Origin of the sequence: Pseudomonas azerbaijanorientalis (assembly GCF_019139795.1) — a bacterium.
GTDB lineage: Bacteria > Pseudomonadota > Gammaproteobacteria > Pseudomonadales > Pseudomonadaceae > Aquipseudomonas > Aquipseudomonas laurylsulfatiphila.
In genome coordinates this window covers 1461577-1481328 of record NZ_CP077078.1, presented here as the reverse complement: position 1 = coordinate 1481328, position 19752 = coordinate 1461577, and the positions used below count along the sequence as shown (strand labels likewise).

The window sequence follows — 19752 nt, the reverse complement described above, 5'->3', positions numbered from 1 at the left end:
GGCCAACCGATGAATAATCGACGCAAATGCAAAATATTATTGCCACACAGGGATAATCATCGATGTCCGAAAACCGCTGGGAAGGGATCGACGAGTTTGTCGCTGTCGCCGAGTGCAACCAGTTCACCGCTGCGGCGGAGCGCCTGGGGGTTTCTTCCTCCCATATCAGTCGACAAATCGTACGCCTCGAAGAGCGCCTGCAAACCCGTTTGCTCTACCGCAGTACCCGCCGGGTCGCGCTGACCGAGGCCGGGCAAACTTTCCTGCAGCATTGCCAACGCTTGCAGGACGGCCGCGAAGAGGCACTGCGCGCGGTGGGTGACTTGACCAGCGAGCCCAAAGGCATGCTGCGCATGACGTGCGCCGTGGCTTACGGTGAACGCTTCATCGTGCCGCTGGTGACCCGCTTCATGGGGCTGTATCCGCAACTGCGCATCGATATCGAATTGACCAATCGGCAACTCGACCTGGTACATGATGGCCTCGATCTGGCGATCCGCCTCGGGCGCTTGCAGGATTCACGGCTGGTTGCCACCCGCCTCGCGCCACGGCGCATGTTTCTCTGCGCATCACCCTCCTACATTGAGCGCTACGGCCGGCCGCACAGCCTGTCGGAACTCAGTCGCCACAACTGCCTTATCGGCAGTTCGGATCTCTGGCAACTGGAGCAGAACGGACGGGAATTTTCCCAGCGAGTCCAGGGAAACTGGCGCTGCAATAGTGGGCAAGCCGTACTGGACGCGGCACTACAAGGCGTGGGGTTGTGTCAGTTGCCGGACTATTACGTGCTCGAGCATTTGAAGAGCGGCGCATTGATTTCGTTGTTGGAGGCGCATCAACCACCGAACACCGCGGTTTGGGCGCTTTATCCACAACAACGGCATTTGTCGCCGAAGGTAAGAAAACTGGTGGACTACCTGAAGGAAGGGTTGGCCGAACGGCCGGAGTATCGGGGTTAGAACCACCAGTGTTTCTCAGTGACAGATTGGCTGACTGAACCGGCGCTTTCGCGAGCAAGTACGCTCCCACAGGGGAACAGTCTTGCTCACAAAAATTGCGGGCACATTGGTCAAATGTAGGAGCGGGCTTGCTCGCGAAAGGCGCGACGCGGTCTCAAAGTTGATTGCCGCACAACTTAGTGACGATTGGCCCAACGCTGCCTCAACCATTCAAGATCTTCGGGACGCGTCACCTTGAGGTTATCGGACCGCCCTTCGATCAGCCGTGGTGCCGAACCGGCCCACTCCATGGCCGATGCTTCGTCGGTAATAACGGCATCCGCCACCAGGCTGTCAGCCAACGCCCGATGCAATGCCCCAAGGCGAAACATCTGCGGCGTGTAGGCCTGCCAGATCACACCGCGATCCACGGTTTCGAGTACACGACCGTGCTTGTCGACCCGCTTGAGCGTATCCCGTGCCGGAACCGCCAGCAGTCCGCCGACAGGGTCGTCAGCCAGTTCAGCCAACAACTTGTCCAGGTCGTCACGACTGAGGTTAGGTCGTGCGGCATCGTGAACCAGTACCCAATCCTCATCATCGGCACCCTGCGCGTGCAAATGCAGCAAGGCATTGAGCACCGATCCGGAACGTTCGGAACCGCCCTCGACCCGGGCAATACGCGGGTCACTGGCACACGCCAGACTCGGCCAATAAGGATCGTCGACAGCAAGACTGACCACCAGGCCTTTCAGGCACGGGTGATCAAGGAAACAGCCGAGGCTGTGTTCGAGAATAGTGCGCCCGCCCAGTTGCAAGTATTGCTTGGGACGGTCCGCGGCCATACGGGCACCGACGCCCGCGGCAGGAATCACGGCCCAGAAGGCCGGTAACGTCTGGCTCATTGCGCCAACTGGTAAAGGGTTTCACCGTCCTTGACCATGCCCAGCTCATGGCGAGCCCGCTCTTCAACGGTCTCCATACCCTTTTTCAACTCACTGACTTCGGCGTCCATTACCCGATTGCGCTCCAGCAATGCCTGGTTCTCAGCTTGCTGATCCGCGATCTGCTGCGTCAACTCGGCCACTTGCGCCAGACTGCCGTTTCCCACCCACAGGCGGTACTGCAAGCCAGCCAGCAACAAAAGCAGAATGAGGAACAACCAATTGGGACTGCGCATCGAATATCAGGTATCCAGTGAAAAAAGACAGCCATGCCAAACGTGAAGCTTCTGATAGCACGAAGCCTGGAAGAACCAGGCTTGTGCTTATAAGGCATCAGATTAGTGGCAAAAACATCGCTGTAGCGATTTTTCCGACACAATCCGGTGTCTTTTTACCAATTTCCGCTTAACCGCGGAATTCGCCGCGACCGTTGTACTTGGCCTTGCCATTCAACTGTTCTTCGATACGCAACAGTTGGTTGTACTTGGAAACGCGGTCGGAACGGCACAGGGAGCCAGTCTTGATCTGGCCAGCCGAGGTACCCACTGCCAGGTCGGCAATGGTCGAATCTTCGGTTTCGCCGGAGCGGTGCGAGATCACGGCGGTGTAACCGGCAGCCTTGGCCATCTGGATGGCTTCCAGGGTTTCGGTCAGGGTGCCGATCTGGTTGAACTTGATCAGGATCGAGTTGGCGATCTTCTTGTCGATGCCTTCTTTCAGGATCTTGGTGTTGGTGACGAACAGGTCGTCGCCTACCAGTTGGGTCTTCTCGCCGATCTTGTCGGTGAGGATCTTCCAGCCAGCCCAGTCGGACTCGTCCAGGCCATCTTCGATGGAGATGATCGGGTAACGCTCGGTCAGGCCTTTGAGGTAGTCAGCGAAACCTTCGGCGGTGAACACCTGGCCTTCGCCGGACAGGTTGTACTTGCCGTCTTCGTAGAATTCGCTGGCCGCGCAGTCCAGGGCCAGGGTCACGTCGGTGCCCAGCTTGTAACCGGCATTGGCCACGGCTTCGGAGATCACTTTCAAAGCGTCTTCGTTGGAAGCCAGGTTCGGCGCGAAACCACCTTCGTCACCGACGGCAGTGCTCAGGCCACGGGCCTTCAGTACGGCTTTGAGGTGGTGGAAAATCTCGGTGCCCATGCGCAGACCTTCCGAGAAAGACTTGGCGCCAACCGGCTGAACCATGAATTCCTGGATGTCGACGTTGTTATCGGCGTGCTCGCCGCCGTTGATGATGTTCATCATCGGAACCGGCATCGAGTAGACACCCGGGGTGCCGTTCAGGTTGGCGATGTGAGCGTACAGCGGCAGGTCCTGGTCCTGTGCTGCGGCCTTGGCTGCAGCCAGGGAAACGGCGAGGATCGCGTTGGCGCCCAGGGAACCTTTGTTTTCAGTACCGTCGAGCTTGATCATTGCCAGATCGAGCGCTTTCTGGTCGCTTGGGTCCATGCCTTTCAACAGGTCTTTGATCGGACCGTTGATGTTGGCTACGGCCTTCAGAACACCCTTGCCCAGGTAACGGCTCTTGTCGCCATCACGCAGCTCGAGCGCTTCACGCGAGCCAGTGGAAGCACCGGATGGCGCGCAGGCGCTGCCGATGATGCCGTTATCGAGAAGCACATCCGCTTCCACGGTGGGATTGCCACGGGAGTCGAGAACTTCACGACCTTTGATGTCGACGATTTTAGCCATTGTTGTAAACACTCCAAAGTTGACGAAAACGACGCAGCTGTAGGAAATCTTTGGTCGTCGGCAAGCGAGGTGCAGCGGGCAGTCTTGCAGACGAAAAGGCTCAGGCTCGAGGGCCTGAGCGTTAAATCGTGCGGTACTTTACCGGAGAATTGAGGATTACGCGGTTTCTACCGTCGGAAAACTCTTCACCAGTTCGTCCAGGGCTTTGAGCTGGGCCAGGAATGGCTCCAGTTTGTCCAGGCGCAAGGCGCAAGGACCGTCACATTTGGCGTTGTCCGGATCCGGGTGGGCTTCCAGGAACAGTCCGGCCAGCGACTGGCTCATGCCGGCCTTCGCCAGGTCGGTGACCTGGGCGCGACGACCGCCGGCGGAATCGGAGCGACCGCCAGGCATTTGCAGCGCGTGGGTCACGTCGAAGAACACCGGATATTCGAACTGCTTCATGATGCCGAAGCCGAGCATGTCGACGACCAGGTTGTTGTAGCCGAAGCTCGAACCACGCTCGCAGAGAATCAACTGATCATTACCCGCTTCCACGCACTTGTTCAGGATGTGCTTCATTTCCTGGGGGGCGAGGAACTGGGCTTTCTTGATGTTGATCACGGCGCCCGTTTTGGCCATCGCGACCACGAGGTCGGTCTGGCGCGACAGGAAGGCCGGCAACTGGATGATGTCGCAGACTTCAGCGACGACCGCGGCCTGGTCAGGCTCGTGGACGTCGGTGATGATCGGCACGCCGAAGGCTTGCTTGATGTCCTGGAAGATACGCATGCCTTCTTCCAGGCCAGGACCACGATAGGAGGTCACAGAAGACCGGTTGGCCTTGTCGAAACTGGCCTTGAACACGTAAGGGATACCGAGCTTTTCGGTGACCTTCACATACTCTTCGCAAACCTGCATGGCCATGTCACGGCTTTCCAGCACGTTCATGCCGCCGAACAGCACCATGGGTTTGTCGTTGGCAATCTCGATGTCGCCGACGCGGATGATCTTCTGTGCCATCGGGGTTACGCCTTCTTCTGGTGTTGAGCCAACGCGGCCTTGACGAAACCGCTGAACAGCGGATGACCGTCGCGTGGCGTCGAGGTGAACTCAGGGTGGAACTGGCAAGCGACGAACCATGGATGATCCGGTGCTTCAACCACTTCAACCAGTGCGCCATCCCCGGAACGACCGGAGATTTTCAAACCGGCTTCCATGATTTGCGGCAGCAGGTTGTTGTTCACTTCGTAGCGATGACGGTGACGCTCGACGATCACGTCCTTGCCGTAGCAACCATGAACCAGGGAACCTGGCTCCAGCAGGCAATCCTGCGCGCCCAGGCGCATGGTGCCGCCCAGATCGGAAGCTTCGGTACGGGTTTCGACCGCGCCGGTGGCATCTTCCCACTCGGTGATCAGGCCCACGACCGGGTGGCCGCTTGCACGATCGAACTCGGTGGAGTTGGCGTCTTTCCAGCCCATCACGTTACGGGCGAACTCGATTACGGCCACTTGCATGCCCAGACAGATGCCCAGGTATGGAACCTTGTTTTCGCGAGCGTATTGAACGGCAGTGATCTTGCCTTCAACGCCACGCAGACCGAAGCCGCCAGGCACCAGGATCGCGTCGACGCCTTCCAGCAGCGCAGTGCCCTGGTTCTCGATGTCTTCGGAATCGATGTAGCGCAGGTTGACCTTGGTACGGTTGCTGATGCCGGCGTGACTCATCGCTTCGATCAGCGACTTGTAGGCGTCCAGCAGCTCCATGTACTTGCCGACCATGGCGATGGTGACTTCGTGCTCAGGGTTGAGCTTGGCGTCGACCACGGCTTCCCACTCGGACAGATCGGCACCGCCGCATTGCAGGCCGAAGCGCTCGACGACGAAATCGTCCAGGCCCTGAGAGTGCAGGATACCCGGGATCTTGTAGATGGTATCGGCGTCTTCCAGCGCAATCACCGCACGTTCTTCAACGTTGGTGAACTGCGCGATCTTGCGACGCGACGACACATCGATCGGGTGGTCGGAGCGGCAGACCAGCACGTCTGGTTGCAGGCCGATGGAACGCAGTTCCTTCACCGAGTGCTGGGTTGGCTTGGTCTTGGTTTCACCGGCAGTGGCGATGTACGGCACCAGTGTCAGGTGCATCAGCATCGCGCGCTTGGCGCCGACTTCGAAACGCAGTTGGCGGATCGCCTCGAGGAACGGTTGCGACTCGATGTCACCCACGGTGCCACCGATCTCGACCATGGCCACGTCAGCGTCGCCGGCACCCTTGATGATGCGGCGCTTGATTTCGTCGGTGATGTGCGGAATCACCTGGATGGTTGCACCCAGGTAGTCACCACGGCGTTCTTTGCGCAGCACGTGTTCGTAGACACGGCCGGTGGTGAAGTTGTTGTTCTGGGTCATGGTCGTGCGGATGAACCGCTCGTAGTGGCCCAGGTCCAGGTCGGTCTCGGCGCCGTCGTGGGTGACGAACACTTCACCGTGCTGGAACGGGCTCATGGTGCCCGGGTCGACGTTGATGTACGGGTCCAGCTTCAGCATGGTGACCTTAAGTCCCCGCGCCTCCAGGATGGCCGCCAATGATGCCGATGCAATGCCTTTCCCCAATGAAGAAACAACACCGCCCGTGACGAATATGTAGCGCGTCATGAAAAACCCTAGAAGTCTGCGTTAAAGCGGTCCGAGCCGCCGGGGAAAGCGAAGGAAGGCCGAAGCCCCCGATCACCTGCATTAATCACAGTGCACCTTTCAAAAAAACCGCCGCGTTGGGACAGACCGGGAAATGAATCACCGGTTCGTTGCTCGCTACACATTTTTTGGAATCGCCCAGCAAAGACTGCTTGGTAATCGGCAACTCCTGCAATTCAGGCGAATCCACAGAAGTTGTATCAAGAAGGGAGCGTAGTCTACCGGAAAGCCCCTTTCAGCTCAAACCTTGATCTTCGTTCTGTGGCTGCCAATGCAAATGCCAGTTACCGATCGCACCGCCATCGAGCCCATTGAGGTTCGCTACCGCCAGCAATTGCCCGTCTTTGTAGAGCAGCGGCAATCTGCCGCGCACGAAGGACGGTACAGCGCTTTCATTGAGCAAACGTTTCAGGTCCCGATGGCCGCGGCCTGGCAAAGCCATGACCTCTCCCCCTTCACGATAGCGGATCTGTAACGGGCCATCGGGGATTTGTCCGGTGAGCGACAGCGTGCCGTTGTCCGGAGTTACCAGCGGTGAACGCGGGTCCTGCCACGCTCCGGCGACAGGCAGAGGGCGCAACCAGCGGCCGGACAACCACCAGATCCGCCCGCCAGCCCGATGCAGCTCGCCATCGGCCAGCCGCCACACCGGGCAGGCATCGCCGCTGGCGTCGCGCAAATCCTGCCAGCCCGACCAATGGTCAGTGTCCGGCAGGCGGGTCAGCGGTTCGAGCCAATGACTCAAGGCATTGCGCTGCCGGGCGTCGGAGAGTTGCGCAAGCGACGCCAGTTCAAGGGATCGCAAGCCCAGCCAGGCGAATTCACTGACAGAGTTGGCGTTACGCAAATCCATGTCTGCCAGCTCTTCGAGCAACCCCTGCGCCTCGGTCAGATGCGCCGCGCTGCGGGCCATGGTTGCCACCGCTTGTGGCCAGCGCCGGGTCAATGCGGGGAAGACTTGATGCCGCAGGTAGTTGCGCGAGTACTGCCGATCTTCGTTTGAAGGGTCTTCGATCCAGCTCAAGCCATGCTCGTTGGCATAGGCCTCCAGTTCAGCCCGCGTGACGTCGAGCAATGGCCTCAGCAGATGGCCCTTGCCCAACGAGCGCTGACGCGGCATACCCGACAGCCCGCGCACGCCGGCCCCACGCAACATACGGAACAACAAGGTTTCCGCCTGATCGTCGCGGTGCTGGGCTGTCAGCAGGACCTCCTCGGGCAGTATCACTTCGGTGAACGCGTGATAACGCGCGTCCCGCGCCGCACGCTCCAGACTGGCACCGGGCTGCACCTGCACCCGAACGATCTGCAACGGGACGCCCAGCGTAGCGCACACAGAACGACAATGTTCCGGCCAGGCATCGGCCACAGCTTGAAGGCCGTGATGAACATGGATGGCGCACAGCGCCGGCAGGGATTCGGTTTTTGCGAGATGTGCAAGGAGGTGCAGCAGGACGGTGGAGTCCAGGCCGCCGGAGAAGGCGATGTGCCAAGCCGGAGCGTTACGCCACGGTTTCAGATTCAGCAAAAGCCTGGAAGGCAAATCAATCGCGGACTGACTCATATCTGCCTCTATGCACAAATCAAATGTGGGAGCGAGCTTGCTCGCGATAGCGGCCTAACATTCAACACATTCGTCGACTGTTACACCCTCATCGCGAGCAAGCTCGCTCCCACATGGGCACTGCGTGTTCGGCTTAGAGACCGTAGCTCATCAGACGATCGTAACGGCGCTTGAGCAGCGCGTCGTTGTCGAACTTCTTCAGCATCGCCAGTTGCGAGCTCAGCTCGGCGCGGATCGATGCAGCGGCAGCAGCCGGATCACGGTGCGCGCCGCCCAATGGCTCGCCAATCACCTTGTCCACGATGCCCAGGCCTTTTAGGCGCTCGGCGGTGATGCCCATCGCTTCTGCGGCATCCGGTGCCTTCTCGGCGGTTTTCCACAGAATCGAAGCGCAACCTTCCGGCGAAATCACCGCGTAAGTCGAGTATTGCAGCATGTTCAACTGGTCGCAGACACCAATTGCCAGTGCACCACCGGAACCACCCTCACCGATCACGGTGGCGATGATTGGGGTTTTCAGGCGCGCCATGACCCGCAGGTTCCAGGCAATCGCTTCGCTCTGGTTGCGCTCTTCAGCGTCGATGCCAGGGTAGGCGCCCGGGGTATCGATGAAGGTCAGGATCGGCATCTTGAAACGCTCGGCCATTTCCATCAGGCGGCAAGCCTTGCGATAGCCTTCCGGACGCGGCATGCCGAAATTGCGGCGAACCTTCTCGCGCACTTCACGGCCCTTCTGGTGGCCGATGACCATGACCGGCTTGTCGTCCAGACGGGCGATGCCGCCAACGATGGCCGCGTCGTCGGAGAAGTGACGATCACCGTGCAGTTCGTCGAACTCGGTGAAGATGTGTTCGATGTAGTCCAGGGTATACGGACGTTTCGGGTGACGCGCCAGGCGTGCGATCTGCCAGCTGGTCAGCTTGCCGAAAATGTCTTCGGTCAGCGTTTTGCTCTTGTCCTGCAGGCGGGAGATCTCATCGCCGATATTCAGCGAATTGTCATTACCGACCAAGCGCAACTCTTCGATCTTGGCTTGCAGGTCGGCGATCGGCTGTTCGAAATCTAGAAAATTCGGGTTCATAGGCGTCCGTCTTGGGTCGAGTCCCAAGGGATCTTGGGCCGGCCGGTTGTCTATTCGCGCCCTACCTTAAGGGACAGGCGCGTTGAGGTCGAGATTAAAAATTCAGGTCTGGGTCAGGGCAATCTGATAGCACTGACCGTCAACGGTATTGGAGGAAGACGTTGTCTCGCCCGAACTGGTCACGCAGGGCTTGAATCAACGCATCCGCCGGATCGATCCGCCAGCCCTCGCCGAACTGCAACAAGGCCTTCGCATCAGGGCTGGTGTAGTCCATGGTGATCGGACATGCACCGCGGTGACGCTTCAACAGTTCGCCCAACCAGCGTAGCTGATCGCCCTTGAGATCCTTGGCATGCAACTTCAGGCGCAGGCTTTCGGCCAGGTTGGTGCGCGCATCTTCCATGCTCATCACCCGCTTGACCCGCAATTTCAGGCCTCCGGAGAAGTCGTCGTTGCTGACCTCGCCTTCGACCACCACCATCGCGTCGGTCTGCAACAATGATTGCGCCGAATGGAACGCCTCGGAAAACAGCGAGGCCTCGATCCGTCCGGAACGGTCGTCGAGGGTGATGAACCCCATCTTGTCGCCCTTTTTGTTCTTCATCACCCGCAAGGCGATGATCATCCCGGCAACGGTCTGGGTATCACGCGCAGGTTTCAGATCGATGATGCGCTGGCGGGCAAAGCGACGGATTTCACCTTCATATTCGTCAATCGGGTGACCGGTCAGATACAGGCCGAGGGTATCTTTCTCGCCTTTGAGACGCTCCTTGAGGGTCAGTTCCTTGGCCTTGCGGTGATTGGCGTAGACGTCGGCGTCTTCTTCGACAAACAGACCGCCGAACAGGTCGGAGTGACCGCTGTCCTGGGTCCGCGCGGTCTGTTCGGCCGCCTTTATCGCTTCTTCCATGGCCGTCAGCAACACCGCGCGATTGCGGTCGATGTTGGCCTGGTAGGCTTTCTGCTCATCGTGGAAGTACGGCCCGAGGCGATCCAGGGCACCGCTGCGGATCAAACCATCGAGGGTGCGCTTGTTGATGCGCTTGAGGTCGACCCGGGCACAGAAATCGAACAGATCCTTGAACGGGCCCGCCAGACGCGCTTCGGTGATCGCCTCGACCGGCCCCTCACCCACGCCCTTGATGGCCCCCAGGCCGTAGATGATCCGGCCTTCGTCGTTCACCGTGAACTTGAATTCGGAGGTATTTACGTCCGGTGCGTCGAGACGCAACTTCATGGTCCGCACTTCTTCGATCAAGGTCACGACCTTGTCGGTGTTGTGCATGTCCGCCGAGAGTACCGCGGCCATGAACGGCGCCGGGTAGTGCGCCTTCAGCCACGCGGTCTGGTACGACACCAGGCCATAGGCGGCGGAGTGGGACTTGTTGAAGCCGTAACCGGCGAACTTTTCCACCAGGTCGAAAATGTTACCGGCCAGGTCCGCGTCGATATTGTTGGTGGCGCAACCTTCAATGAAACCGCCGCGCTGCTTGGCCATTTCCTCGGGTTTTTTCTTACCCATGGCGCGACGCAGCATGTCCGCACCACCGAGGGTGTAACCGGCCATGACCTGGGCAATCTGCATCACCTGTTCCTGATACAGGATGATGCCGTAGGTCGGTGCCAGTACGGGCTTGAGGCCTTCGTACTGGTAGTCCGAGTGCGGATACGCCAGCTCGGCGCGACCGTGCTTGCGGTTGATGAAGTCGTCCACCATGCCCGATTGCAGCGGACCCGGACGGAACAGGGCCACCAGTGCGATCAAGTCTTCCAGGCAGTCGGGCTTGAGCTTTTTGATCAGCTCTTTCATGCCCCGGGATTCAAGCTGGAACACCGCCGTGGTTTCGGCTTTTTGCAGCAAGGTGTAGGTCGGTTTGTCGTCCAGCGGAATGAACGCGATATCCAGCGGCGGCTCGTTGACCTTGGCGCGGTCGCGGTTGATGGTTTTCAGCGCCCAATCGATGATCGTCAGGGTCCGCAAACCGAGGAAGTCGAACTTCACCAGGCCGGCCGCTTCAACGTCGTCCTTGTCGAACTGGGTTACCAGGCCATCGCCCGCTTCGTCGCAGTAGATCGGCGAGAAGTCGGTCAGTTTGGTCGGGGCGATCACCACACCACCGGCGTGCTTGCCGACGTTACGCACAACGCCTTCGAGCTTGCGGGCCATCTCCCAGATTTCCGCGGCTTCTTCATCGACCTTGATGAAGTCGCGCAGGATCTCTTCCTGTTCGTAGGCCTTTTCCAGGGTCATGCCGACTTCAAACGGGATCATCTTCGACAGACGGTCCGCCAGGCCATAGGACTTGCCCTGCACCCGCGCCACGTCGCGGACCACAGCCTTGGCGGCCATGGAACCAAAAGTGATGATCTGGCTTACCGCGTTGCGGCCGTATTTCTCGGCCACGTAGTCGATCACCCGATCGCGACCGTCCATGCAGAAGTCGACGTCGAAGTCGGGCATCGATACCCGTTCCGGATTGAGGAAACGCTCGAACAGCAGGTCATATTCCAGCGGGTCGAGGTCGGTGATCTTCTGTACATAGGCCACCAGCGATCCGGCACCCGACCCACGGCCAGGACCTACCGGTACGCCGTTGTTCTTGGCCCACTGGATAAAGTCCATCACGATCAGGAAGTAACCGGGGAAGCCCATCTGGATAATGATATCCAGCTCGAAATTCAGCCGGTCGACATAGACCTGACGCTTGGCTTCATAGTCTTCGGTGGTGTCCTTGGGCAGCAGGACGGCAAGGCGCTCTTCCAGGCCATCGAAGGACACCTTGCGGAAGTACTCGTCGATGGTCATGCCATCGGGGATCGGGAAGTTGGGCAGGAAGTGCGTACCCAGCTTCACTTCGATGTTGCAACGCTTGGCGATCTCGACGGTGTTTTCCAGCGCCTCGGGAATGTCGCTGAACAGCTCGGCCATTTCCTCGGCGCTTTTGAGGTACTGCTGATCGCTGTAATTCTTCGAACGCCGCGGATCGTCGAGGGCACGGCCCTCACCGATGCAGACGCGGGTTTCGTGGGCGGCGAAGTCTTCCTGCTTGATGAAACGCACGTCGTTGGTCGCCACCAGCGGCGCACCGAGCTTCTCGGCCAGGGCCACGGCGCCGTGCAGTTGTTCTTCATCGTTGGGGCGATTGGTGCGCTGGATCTCCAGGTAGAAACGATCCGGAAAAACGTCCATCCATTCGCGGGCCAGGGTTTCGGCCTCCGCGTGGTTGCCGCTGAGCATGGCCTGGCCGATCTCGCCCTCTTTGGCCGCCGACAACATGATCAAGCCGGCGCTGGCTTCAGCGACCCATTCGCGCTCGATGATGATTGCGCCATTGCGCTGACCTTCGATAAAGCCGCGGGAAATCAGTTCGGTGAGGTTGCGATAGCCTTCAGCGTTCATCACCAGCAGGCTGATCCGGCTCAGCGGGTTGTCCGGATCCTTGTTCGACAGCCACAGGTCGGCGCCGCAGATCGGCTTGATCCCGGCACCCATGGCGTTTTTATAGAATTTGACCAGGGAACACATGTTGTTCTGGTCGGTGACCGCCACGGCAGGCATGTTCATGCCGACCAGGGTCTTGACCAGCGGCTTGATCCGCACCAGACCGTCGACCAGGGAGTATTCAGTGTGCAGGCGTAGGTGAACGAATGAAGCCGGCATAGTGATCCTGCGTTAAGTCATGAAAACAACAAGGCCCGGATTGTACCGGGCCTTGGTAAAAAAAATCAGCCTTGCGACTAACTCTCGATGAGACTTTCCCGTGCCTCATACGCCAGCCGCACCGGGGCAAACGAACGCCGGTGAATCGGGGTCGGGCCAAGACGGGCGAGCGCCTCCAGATGAACGGGCGTCGGGTAGCCTTTATGCCCGCCGATGCCGTAACCCGGGTAGATCAACTCGAACGCGGCCATTTCCCGGTCGCGACTGACCTTGGCCAGAATCGAAGCAGCGGCAATGGCGGGAACCTTGCTATCGCCTTTGACCACGGCTTCGGAACGCATCGGCAGTTTCGGGCAGCGGTTGCCGTCGATCATCGCCAGTTTCGGCTGAATATGCAGCCCGGCGACGGCGCGCTGCATGGCGAGCATGGTGGCGTGCAGGATATTCAGTTCGTCGATTTCTTCGACTTCGGCGCGAGCGATGCACCAGCTCAGGGCTTTTTCGCAGATTTCGTCGTAGAGCTTTTCGCGACGGGCCTCGGTGAGTTTCTTCGAGTCGTTCAGGCCGAGAATCGGGCGGTTCGGATCAAGAATCACCGCCGCCGTCACTACCGCGCCACAGAGCGGGCCGCGACCGACTTCATCGACGCCGGCAACCAACTCTTCGACTTCAGCGACCAAGGTAAAGTCCAGCCCCATCTGCATGTTCGTTTTACTCATTCTACTTGGCCGATCAGGTTCAGCACGGCGTCCGCCGCCTGGTTGGAGGCATCCAGACGCAGGGTCCGGTGAATTTCATCAAAACCACGGGTCTGCTCTTCCCCACCCTCGATCAAGGGTGACAAGGTCTGGGCCAGTGCTTCCACCGTGGCATCGTCCTGCAACAACTCGGGCACCAACAGACGCTGTGCCAACAGGTTCGGCAACGAAATGTAGGGGCTTTTCACCATGCGCTTGAGAATCCAGAACGTCAGCGGCGCCAGGCGATAGGCGACCACCATCGGCCGCTTGTACAGCAATGCTTCAAGCGTCGCGGTACCGGAGGCAATCAACACCGCATCGCACGCTGCCAGGGCCAGATGCGACTGTCCGTCGAGCAGCGTCAGCGGCAGATCGCGACCAGCCAACAGCTCTTCAAGCTGTGCGCGACGTTGTGCACTGGCGCAAGGCATGACAAACCGCACACCCGGGCGCAACGCCCGCAAGCGCTGCGCGGTATCGAGAAACAACGCACCTAGCCGGCCAACTTCACCGCCACGGCTGCCTGGCATCAACGCCACCAGCGGCCCGTCAGGCAAACCGAGCTGGGCCCGCGCAGCCGCGCGATCGGCTTCGAGTGGAATGGCATCGGCCAAGGTATGACCGACAAACCGCACCGGCACGCCTTTCTCTTCATAGAACCTGGCTTCGAACGGGAACAGCGTGAGCATCAGGTCGCAGCCTTCGCGAATCTTCAGCACGCGCTTCTGCCGCCAGGCCCACACCGACGGACTGACGTAATGCACGGTCTTGATACCGGCCTGACGCAGTTTGAGTTCGATATTGAGGTTGAAGTCCGGCGCATCGATACCGATGAACACATCGGGTTTCGCGGCGATCAGGTCGGCGACCAGCTTCTTGCGCCGCGCCAGCAACTCGCGCAACCGGCCCAGCACTTCCACCAGGCCCATGACGGACAAACGTTCCATCGGGAAATACGAGGTCAGGCCTTCAGCCTGCATCAACGGACCACCGACACCGATGAACTCGATCGCCGGGTGGCGAGCCTTGAGCGCGCGCATGAGGCCCGCACCCAGAATGTCACCGGAAGCCTCACCCGCTACCAGCGCAATACGCAGATTGGCCATGGTTAGCGGGTAATGCCGCGGGTCGAAGACTGGATGGAGTCACGGAACACCGCCACTTCCGGATACTGGGCGGACGGCTCTGCCAGTTCGGCAAGCGCCTGCTCCACGGTCAGGCCCTGGCGGTACACCACCTTGTAGGCACGACGCAGAGCGTGGATCGCATCTTCGCTGAAACCCCGACGGCGCATGCCCTCGAAGTTCATGCTGCGGGCTTCGGCAGGGTTGCCGAACACCGTGACGTAGGCTGGAACATCCTTGCCGATCGCCGTACCCATGCCGGAAAAACTGTGGGCGCCAATGTGGCAATACTGGTGAACCAGGGTAAATCCGGAGAGGATCGCCCAGTCTTCCACATGCACATGGCCCGCCAGTGCGGTGTTGTTCACCAGGATGCAGTGGTTGCCAATCACGCTGTCGTGGCCGATGTGGGCATAGGCCATGATCAGGTTGTGATCGCCCAGGGTCGTTTCCGAACGATCCTGGATGGTGCCACGGTGGATCGTCACGCCTTCACGGATGACGTTGTGATCGCCAATCACCAGGCGGGTTTCCTCGCCCTTGTACTTCAGGTCAGGCGTGTCTTCACCCACCGAGGAAAACTGGTAGATGCGATTGTGCTTGCCGATTCGGGTCGGGCCCTTGAGGATCACGTGCGGCCCGATGACTGTCCCCTCGCCGATTTCCACACCTGCGCCGACGATCGACCACGGGCCGACCTCGACACCGTCAGCCAGGATGGCTGTCGGATCGATGATTGCACGAGGGTCAATCAAACTCATAGTTTGCGTTCCGCGCAGATGATTTCAGCGGAGCAGACCGGCTTGCCATCGACCGAAGCCTGGCATTCGAATTTCCAGATCTGACGCTTGCAGCTGATGAACTTGGCTTCAAGGATCAACTGATCGCCTGGCAGAACCGGCTGGCGGAAGCGCAGCTTGTCGGAACCGACGAAGTAATAGAGGGTGCCGTCGGCCGGTTTCACGTCGAGCATCTTGAAACCAAGGATCCCGGCAGCCTGAGCCATGGCTTCGATGATCAATACGCCCGGCATGATTGGATGCGCGGGGAAGTGACCATTGAAGAACGGCTCGTTGATGCTGACATTCTTGTAGGCGCGAATGCGCTTGCCTTCAACATCCAGCTCCACTACCCGGTCCACCAGCAGGAACGGGTAACGGTGAGGCAGGTATTCGCGAATCTCGTTGATGTCCATCATTTCGGGGGGAAGCCTATGTAAAGATTGGGAACGCGCGACTGACGCACGTTCCGCTAGCAAATCAAAGATGCAAGTCTAGCGGCTGTGCACACTTGATATGGAAATGGTATCAGCCATCTGATGAAGCATTACCGTCAGGGGTCACTTCCCCTACTTGCTTTTCAAGCTGTCGCAGGCGCCGCGCGATGTCATCGAGCTGACGGATACGAGCCGCGCTTTTGCGCCATTCGGCTGCTGGCTGCATGGCCGTACCGGAAGAATAGGAACCCTTTTCGGTAATCGAGTGGGTCACCATGGTCATCCCGGTGATGAAAACGTTATCGCAAATTTCGATATGCCCCACCAGCCCAACACCGCCAGCGAGCATGCAATGCTTGCCGATCTTGGTACTGCCGGAGATCCCGACACAGGCGGCCATGGCGGTGTGATCACCGACCTGAACGTTGTGGGCGATCTGGATCTGGTTGTCGAGCTTCACACCATTGCCGAGAATGGTATCGGCCAATGCGCCGCGATCAATAGCGGTATTCACGCCAATTTCGACATCGTCACCGACCAGCACACCACCGATCTGGGCAATCTTCTGCCAGACACCTTTCTCATTGGCAAAACCGAAGCCTTCACCGCCGAGCACGGCCCCCGACTGAATGACCACACGCTTGCCGATGCGCACGTCGTGGTACAGCGTGACCCGCGGGGCCAGCCAACCGCCTTCGCCGATTTCGCAACGGGCACCGATGAAGCAATGCGCACCGATGGTCACGCCGGCAGCAATTCGTGCCGCGCTTTCGATCACTGCAAAGGCGCCAATACTCGCAGCCGGGTCAACTACCGCGTCCTCGGCCACAACGGCTGTCGGGTGAATGCCGGCAGCCGCTTTCGGCTTAGGATCGAACAGATGGGAAACACGCGCATAGGCCAGATAAGGATCAGGCACCACCAGCGCATTACCGGCATAACCTTCGGCATCAGCAGCCTTCAGCAACAGTGCTGCGGCCCGGCTGTCCGCCAGGTACTTACGGTATTGAGGGTTTGCGAGAAAGCTCAACTGAGCTGGGCCAGCCTCCTGCAAGGTGGCTAGCCCAGTAATTTTTCTCTCCGGGTCGCCACGTAGCGTGGCGCCGAGGAACTCGGCCAGCTGGCCGAGCTTAATGGTCACGGTCATGGATTACTTCAGCTGATTCATGCGCTCGATAACCTGGCGAGTAATGTCGTACTGAGGCTTGACATCAATCACTGCGCCACGCTCGAAGACCAGGTCAAAAGCACCTTTCTTGATGACTTCTTCCACAGCACTGTCCAGTTTCGGCTTGAGCTGCTTCAGCATTTCACGGTCGGCAACGGCTTTGGCTTCGTTCAGTTCCTTGGACTGGAACTGGAAGTCACGGGCCTTTTGCTTGAATTCAAGCTCCAGACGCTCGCGCTCGCCCTGCTGCATTTTGTCGCCACCGGCCATCAGGCGGTCCTGAATACCCTTGGCGCTGGTTTCCAGCGTCTTGAGCTTGGTCAGCTGAGGACCGAACTTCTTCTCGGCATCCACGGCGTATTTCTTGGCCGCGTCGGACTCCAGCAGAGCCATCTGATAGTTCAGAACTGCAATTTTCATGTCGGCAAATGCCGGACCAGCGACCAATACGCTGGCCAGGAGAACCAATTGAGTCAACTTACGCACGATGCACTCCTACAAAATTCATTGTCGTTATCTTGGGTCAGACGCTTAGAACGTCTGGCCGAGGGAAAATTGGAACACTTGAGTCTCGGCGTCATCCGGTTTCTTGACCGGCATGGCCAATGCGAAACTCAAAGGACCCAGTGCAGTGACCCACGTCACACCTACACCAACAGAACTGGCCATATTGCTCAGGCTAATGTCGTTGCACTTGGTGTCGGACTTCGTGCCATCAGCGTTTGTGGTATCCGAGCACGACGAATCGAACACGTTACCCACATCCCAGAATACCGAGGTACGCAGGGAGCGTTGATCTTTGACGAACGGCAGCGGGAACAGAACTTCCACACCGCCCTGGATCAGGACATTACCACCGAACGGCAGTGGATCCTGGTCCGGGTCGAACGCTGTACCAGGGTTCTTGCCGGTACTTGGCGTACTGCGAGGACCCAGGGTGCTGTCCTTGAAGCCGCGTACCGAGTTGAAACCACCAGCATAGTAGTTTTCATAGAATGGCAAGCCGTCGGTCGAACCGTAACCATCGCCATAACCCAGTTCGGTGTGCAGGCGCATGGTGTAGTTCTCGCTCAATGGCTGGAACAACTGGCCACGGTAGTCGAGCTTGAAGAACGACAGGTCGCTGCCTGGAATCGTGGATTCCAGCACCAGGCTCTGGGAATGACCACGGGTAGCAAGCACGCCCTTGTTCAGGGTGGACTCGGACCAACCGGCCGAAGCCTTGAAGTTCAGGTACTTGTCGCCTTCCTTGTTAACGAAGTCGAAGATCTCGTCGACGGTGTAAACGCCGGTCTTGATTTCGTCTTGTTGCGCATTCAGGCCGAAGGTCAGACGCGAAGTCTCGCTGATTGGATAACCGACACTCACACCGGCACCCAGGCTGTCTACGGCGTAGCTGGCGACATCAGTATCGAGGTCATCGTAGTCGGTGGTGCGGTAGAAGGCGTTGTAACCCAGGCTCACGCCATCGGCGGTCCAGTAGGGGTCGACGAAACCGAAGTTGTAGCGGGTCTGGTATTCGCTTTTGGTCAAGCCGACGCTGACCTTGTTACCGGTACCCAGGAAGTTGTTCTGGGTGATCGAACCACCGAGGATCAGACCGGCGCTCTGGGCGAAACCGACGCTGGCGGTAATCGAACCGGAAGCTTGCTCTTCAACGCTGTAGTTGACGTCCACCTGGTCATCGACACCCGGTACGGCAGGGGTTTCGACGTTGACTTCCTTGAAGAAGCCCAGACGTTCCAGACGGGTCTTGGATTGATCGATCAGGTAGGTCGAAGCCCAGCCGCCTTCCATCTGACGCATTTCACGACGCAGCACTTCGTCTTCGGACTTGGTGTTGCCACGGAAGTTGATGCGGTTCACGTAGGCACGCTTGCCCGGATCGACCGCGAAGAGGATGTCCACCGTGTGATCTTCATCGTGCGGTTGAGGCACGCCGTTGACGTTGGCGAAGGTGTAGCCTTCGTTACCCAGGCGACGGGTGATCAGTTCGGAAGTGGTGGTCATCAGCTTGCGCGAGAACACCTGGCCTTTTTGCACCAGCAACAGGGACTTGATCTGATCTTCAGGGACTTTCAGGTCACCGCTGAGCTTGACGTCACGAACGGTGTATTTCTCGCCTTCGTTGACGTTGACGGTGATGTAGACGTGTTTCTTGTCTGGCGTAATGGAAACCTGGGTCGAAGCGATATCCATGTTGATATAGCCACGGTCCAGGTAGTAGGAACGCAGACGCTCCAGGTCACCGGACAGTTTTTCACGGGCGTACTTGTCATCGTTCTTGAAGAACGACAACCAGTTGGTGGTCTTGAGTTCGAAAAGGTCGATCAGGTCTTCATCGGGGAAGACCGTGTTGCCCACCACGTTGATGTGCTGGATAGCCGCAACGGTACCTTCGTTAATGTTGACCTTCAGGCCAACGCGGTTACGCGGCTGCGGCACCACCTCGGTGTCGACGGTAGCCGAGTAGCGACCCTGGGCGACGTATTGGCGCTGCAGTTCGTTACGCACACCTTCAAGGGTGGCACGCTGGAAGATTTCGCCTTCGGCCAGACCGGATTGCTTGAGGCCTTTCATCAGGTCTTCGGTAGAGATCGCCTTGTTGCCTTCGATCTCGATACTGGCGACCGACGGGCGCTCGACTACCGTGATGACCAGGACGTTGCCATCGCGGCCCAGCTGGATATCTTGAAAGAAACCGGTTTTGAACAACGCACGAGTGGATTCCACCAGGCGACGATCATCCGCCTGTTCACCGACGTTCAACGGCAAAGCACCAAAGACGCTACCCGCGGAGACCCGCTGGAGGCCATTGACGCGAATATCAGAGATAGTGAAGGACTCGGCGTGAACTTCGGCGATCATCAATACGGTGAGAACCGCAGTTAGCAGCAGACGTTTCATGAAGTCCTTTCTTATTCCAACTGGCAATAAACAAAC

16 protein-coding genes are annotated in these 19752 nt (G+C 58.8%); 1 reads left to right on the top strand and 15 read right to left on the bottom strand.

Annotated elements, in window-relative coordinates; genetic code table 11:
- Positions 1 to 62: 62 nt before the first annotated feature.
- Complete coding sequence (locus KSS91_RS06420) at positions 63 to 959, top strand: LysR family transcriptional regulator (RefSeq protein WP_015093776.1); 897 nt, start codon at positions 63 to 65, stop codon at positions 957 to 959.
- 176 nt (positions 960 to 1135) lie between these two features.
- Here the strand turns inward: KSS91_RS06420 and ispD are convergent, their stop codons facing one another.
- The 15 genes from ispD to bamA all read right to left on the bottom strand — a co-directional run bounded on the left by ispD (position 1136) and on the right by bamA (position 19716).
- Positions 1136 to 1843: a 2-C-methyl-D-erythritol 4-phosphate cytidylyltransferase gene (gene ispD / locus KSS91_RS06415; RefSeq protein ID WP_217837377.1), complete on the bottom strand. Its 708-nt coding sequence runs from the start codon at positions 1841 to 1843 to the stop codon at positions 1136 to 1138.
- Positions 1840 to 2118, bottom strand: coding sequence for a cell division protein FtsB (gene ftsB, locus KSS91_RS06410; RefSeq protein ID WP_007970710.1), 279 nt, complete (start codon positions 2116 to 2118; stop codon positions 1840 to 1842). Before ftsB ends, ispD begins: the two co-directional genes overlap by 4 nt.
- Positions 2119 to 2287: 169 nt before the next feature.
- Entirely contained in the window at positions 2288 to 3577 is a 1290-nt protein-coding gene (eno, locus tag KSS91_RS06405) for a phosphopyruvate hydratase (protein ID WP_015093774.1), read from the bottom strand.
- A gap of 156 nt (positions 3578 to 3733) precedes the next feature.
- Positions 3734 to 4579 (bottom strand): 3-deoxy-8-phosphooctulonate synthase, encoded by an 846-nt coding sequence (gene kdsA / locus KSS91_RS06400; protein ID WP_015093773.1) that lies wholly within the window; start codon positions 4577 to 4579, stop codon positions 3734 to 3736.
- 5 nt (positions 4580 to 4584) lie between these two features.
- Positions 4585 to 6216, bottom strand: coding sequence for a CTP synthase (gene pyrG / locus KSS91_RS06395; RefSeq protein WP_007970707.1), 1632 nt, complete (start codon positions 6214 to 6216; stop codon positions 4585 to 4587).
- A gap of 274 nt (positions 6217 to 6490) precedes the next feature.
- Positions 6491 to 7819: a tRNA lysidine(34) synthetase TilS gene (gene tilS, locus KSS91_RS06390; RefSeq protein ID WP_217837376.1), complete on the bottom strand. Its 1329-nt coding sequence runs from the start codon at positions 7817 to 7819 to the stop codon at positions 6491 to 6493.
- Between the two features lie 133 nt (positions 7820 to 7952).
- Positions 7953 to 8900, bottom strand: coding sequence for an acetyl-CoA carboxylase carboxyltransferase subunit alpha (locus KSS91_RS06385; protein ID WP_007978369.1), 948 nt, complete (start codon positions 8898 to 8900; stop codon positions 7953 to 7955).
- 139 nt (positions 8901 to 9039) lie between these two features.
- On the bottom strand, positions 9040 to 12561 hold the full coding sequence (gene dnaE / locus KSS91_RS06380; protein ID WP_015093771.1) for a DNA polymerase III subunit alpha: 3522 nt from the start codon (positions 12559 to 12561) through the stop codon (positions 9040 to 9042).
- Positions 12562 to 12638: 77 nt separating this feature from the next.
- Positions 12639 to 13265, bottom strand: a complete 627-nt coding sequence (rnhB, locus tag KSS91_RS06375) for a ribonuclease HII (RefSeq protein ID WP_007978371.1) — start codon at positions 13263 to 13265, stop codon at positions 12639 to 12641.
- 11 nt (positions 13266 to 13276) lie between these two features.
- On the bottom strand, positions 13277 to 14407 hold the full coding sequence (gene lpxB / locus KSS91_RS06370) for a lipid-A-disaccharide synthase (protein ID WP_217837375.1): 1131 nt from the start codon (positions 14405 to 14407) through the stop codon (positions 13277 to 13279).
- 2 nt (positions 14408 to 14409) lie between these two features.
- Positions 14410 to 15186, bottom strand: coding sequence for an acyl-ACP--UDP-N-acetylglucosamine O-acyltransferase (gene lpxA / locus KSS91_RS06365; RefSeq protein ID WP_007978373.1), 777 nt, complete (start codon positions 15184 to 15186; stop codon positions 14410 to 14412).
- Complete coding sequence (gene fabZ / locus KSS91_RS06360) at positions 15183 to 15623, bottom strand: 3-hydroxyacyl-ACP dehydratase FabZ (RefSeq protein ID WP_007978374.1); 441 nt, start codon at positions 15621 to 15623, stop codon at positions 15183 to 15185. The genes lpxA and fabZ overlap by 4 nt, the downstream gene beginning before the upstream one ends.
- A 109-nt stretch (positions 15624 to 15732) precedes the next feature.
- Positions 15733 to 16788, bottom strand: a complete 1056-nt coding sequence (lpxD, locus tag KSS91_RS06355) for a UDP-3-O-(3-hydroxymyristoyl)glucosamine N-acyltransferase (protein ID WP_217837374.1) — start codon at positions 16786 to 16788, stop codon at positions 15733 to 15735.
- A 3-nt stretch (positions 16789 to 16791) separates the two neighbouring features.
- Positions 16792 to 17295, bottom strand: coding sequence for an OmpH/Skp family outer membrane protein (locus KSS91_RS06350; RefSeq protein WP_015093768.1), 504 nt, complete (start codon positions 17293 to 17295; stop codon positions 16792 to 16794).
- A 45-nt stretch (positions 17296 to 17340) separates the two neighbouring features.
- Complete coding sequence (gene bamA, locus KSS91_RS06345) at positions 17341 to 19716, bottom strand: outer membrane protein assembly factor BamA (protein ID WP_015093767.1); 2376 nt, start codon at positions 19714 to 19716, stop codon at positions 17341 to 17343.
- Positions 19717 to 19752 lie beyond the last annotated feature (36 nt).

Bases quoted from the DNA above. Each gene is read 5' to 3' on its own strand.
- KSS91_RS06385 (WP_007978369.1), bottom strand. From the start codon at position 8,900: ATGAACCCGAATTTTCTAGATTTCGAACAGCCGATCGCCGACCTGCAA.
- fabZ (WP_007978374.1), bottom strand. From the start codon at position 15,623: ATGATGGACATCAACGAGATTCGCGAATACCTGCCTCACCGTTACCCG.
- rnhB (WP_007978371.1), bottom strand. From the start codon at position 13,265: ATGCAGATGGGGCTGGACTTTACCTTGGTCGCTGAAGTCGAAGAGTTG.
- eno (WP_015093774.1), bottom strand. From the start codon at position 3,577: ATGGCTAAAATCGTCGACATCAAAGGTCGTGAAGTTCTCGACTCCCGT.
- kdsA (WP_015093773.1), bottom strand. From the start codon at position 4,579: ATGGCACAGAAGATCATCCGCGTCGGCGACATCGAGATTGCCAACGAC.
- ftsB (WP_007970710.1), bottom strand. From the start codon at position 2,118: ATGCGCAGTCCCAATTGGTTGTTCCTCATTCTGCTTTTGTTGCTGGCT.
- pyrG (WP_007970707.1), bottom strand. From the start codon at position 6,216: ATGACGCGCTACATATTCGTCACGGGCGGTGTTGTTTCTTCATTGGGG.
- lpxB (WP_217837375.1), bottom strand. From the start codon at position 14,407: ATGGCCAATCTGCGTATTGCGCTGGTAGCGGGTGAGGCTTCCGGTGAC.
- ispD (WP_217837377.1), bottom strand. From the start codon at position 1,843: ATGAGCCAGACGTTACCGGCCTTCTGGGCCGTGATTCCTGCCGCGGGC.
- tilS (WP_217837376.1), bottom strand. From the start codon at position 7,819: ATGAGTCAGTCCGCGATTGATTTGCCTTCCAGGCTTTTGCTGAATCTG.
- lpxA (WP_007978373.1), bottom strand. From the start codon at position 15,186: ATGAGTTTGATTGACCCTCGTGCAATCATCGATCCGACAGCCATCCTG.
- lpxD (WP_217837374.1), bottom strand. From the start codon at position 16,788: ATGACCGTGACCATTAAGCTCGGCCAGCTGGCCGAGTTCCTCGGCGCC.
- bamA (WP_015093767.1), bottom strand. From the start codon at position 19,716: ATGAAACGTCTGCTGCTAACTGCGGTTCTCACCGTATTGATGATCGCC.
- dnaE (WP_015093771.1), bottom strand. From the start codon at position 12,561: ATGCCGGCTTCATTCGTTCACCTACGCCTGCACACTGAATACTCCCTG.
- KSS91_RS06420 (WP_015093776.1), top strand. From the start codon at position 63: ATGTCCGAAAACCGCTGGGAAGGGATCGACGAGTTTGTCGCTGTCGCC.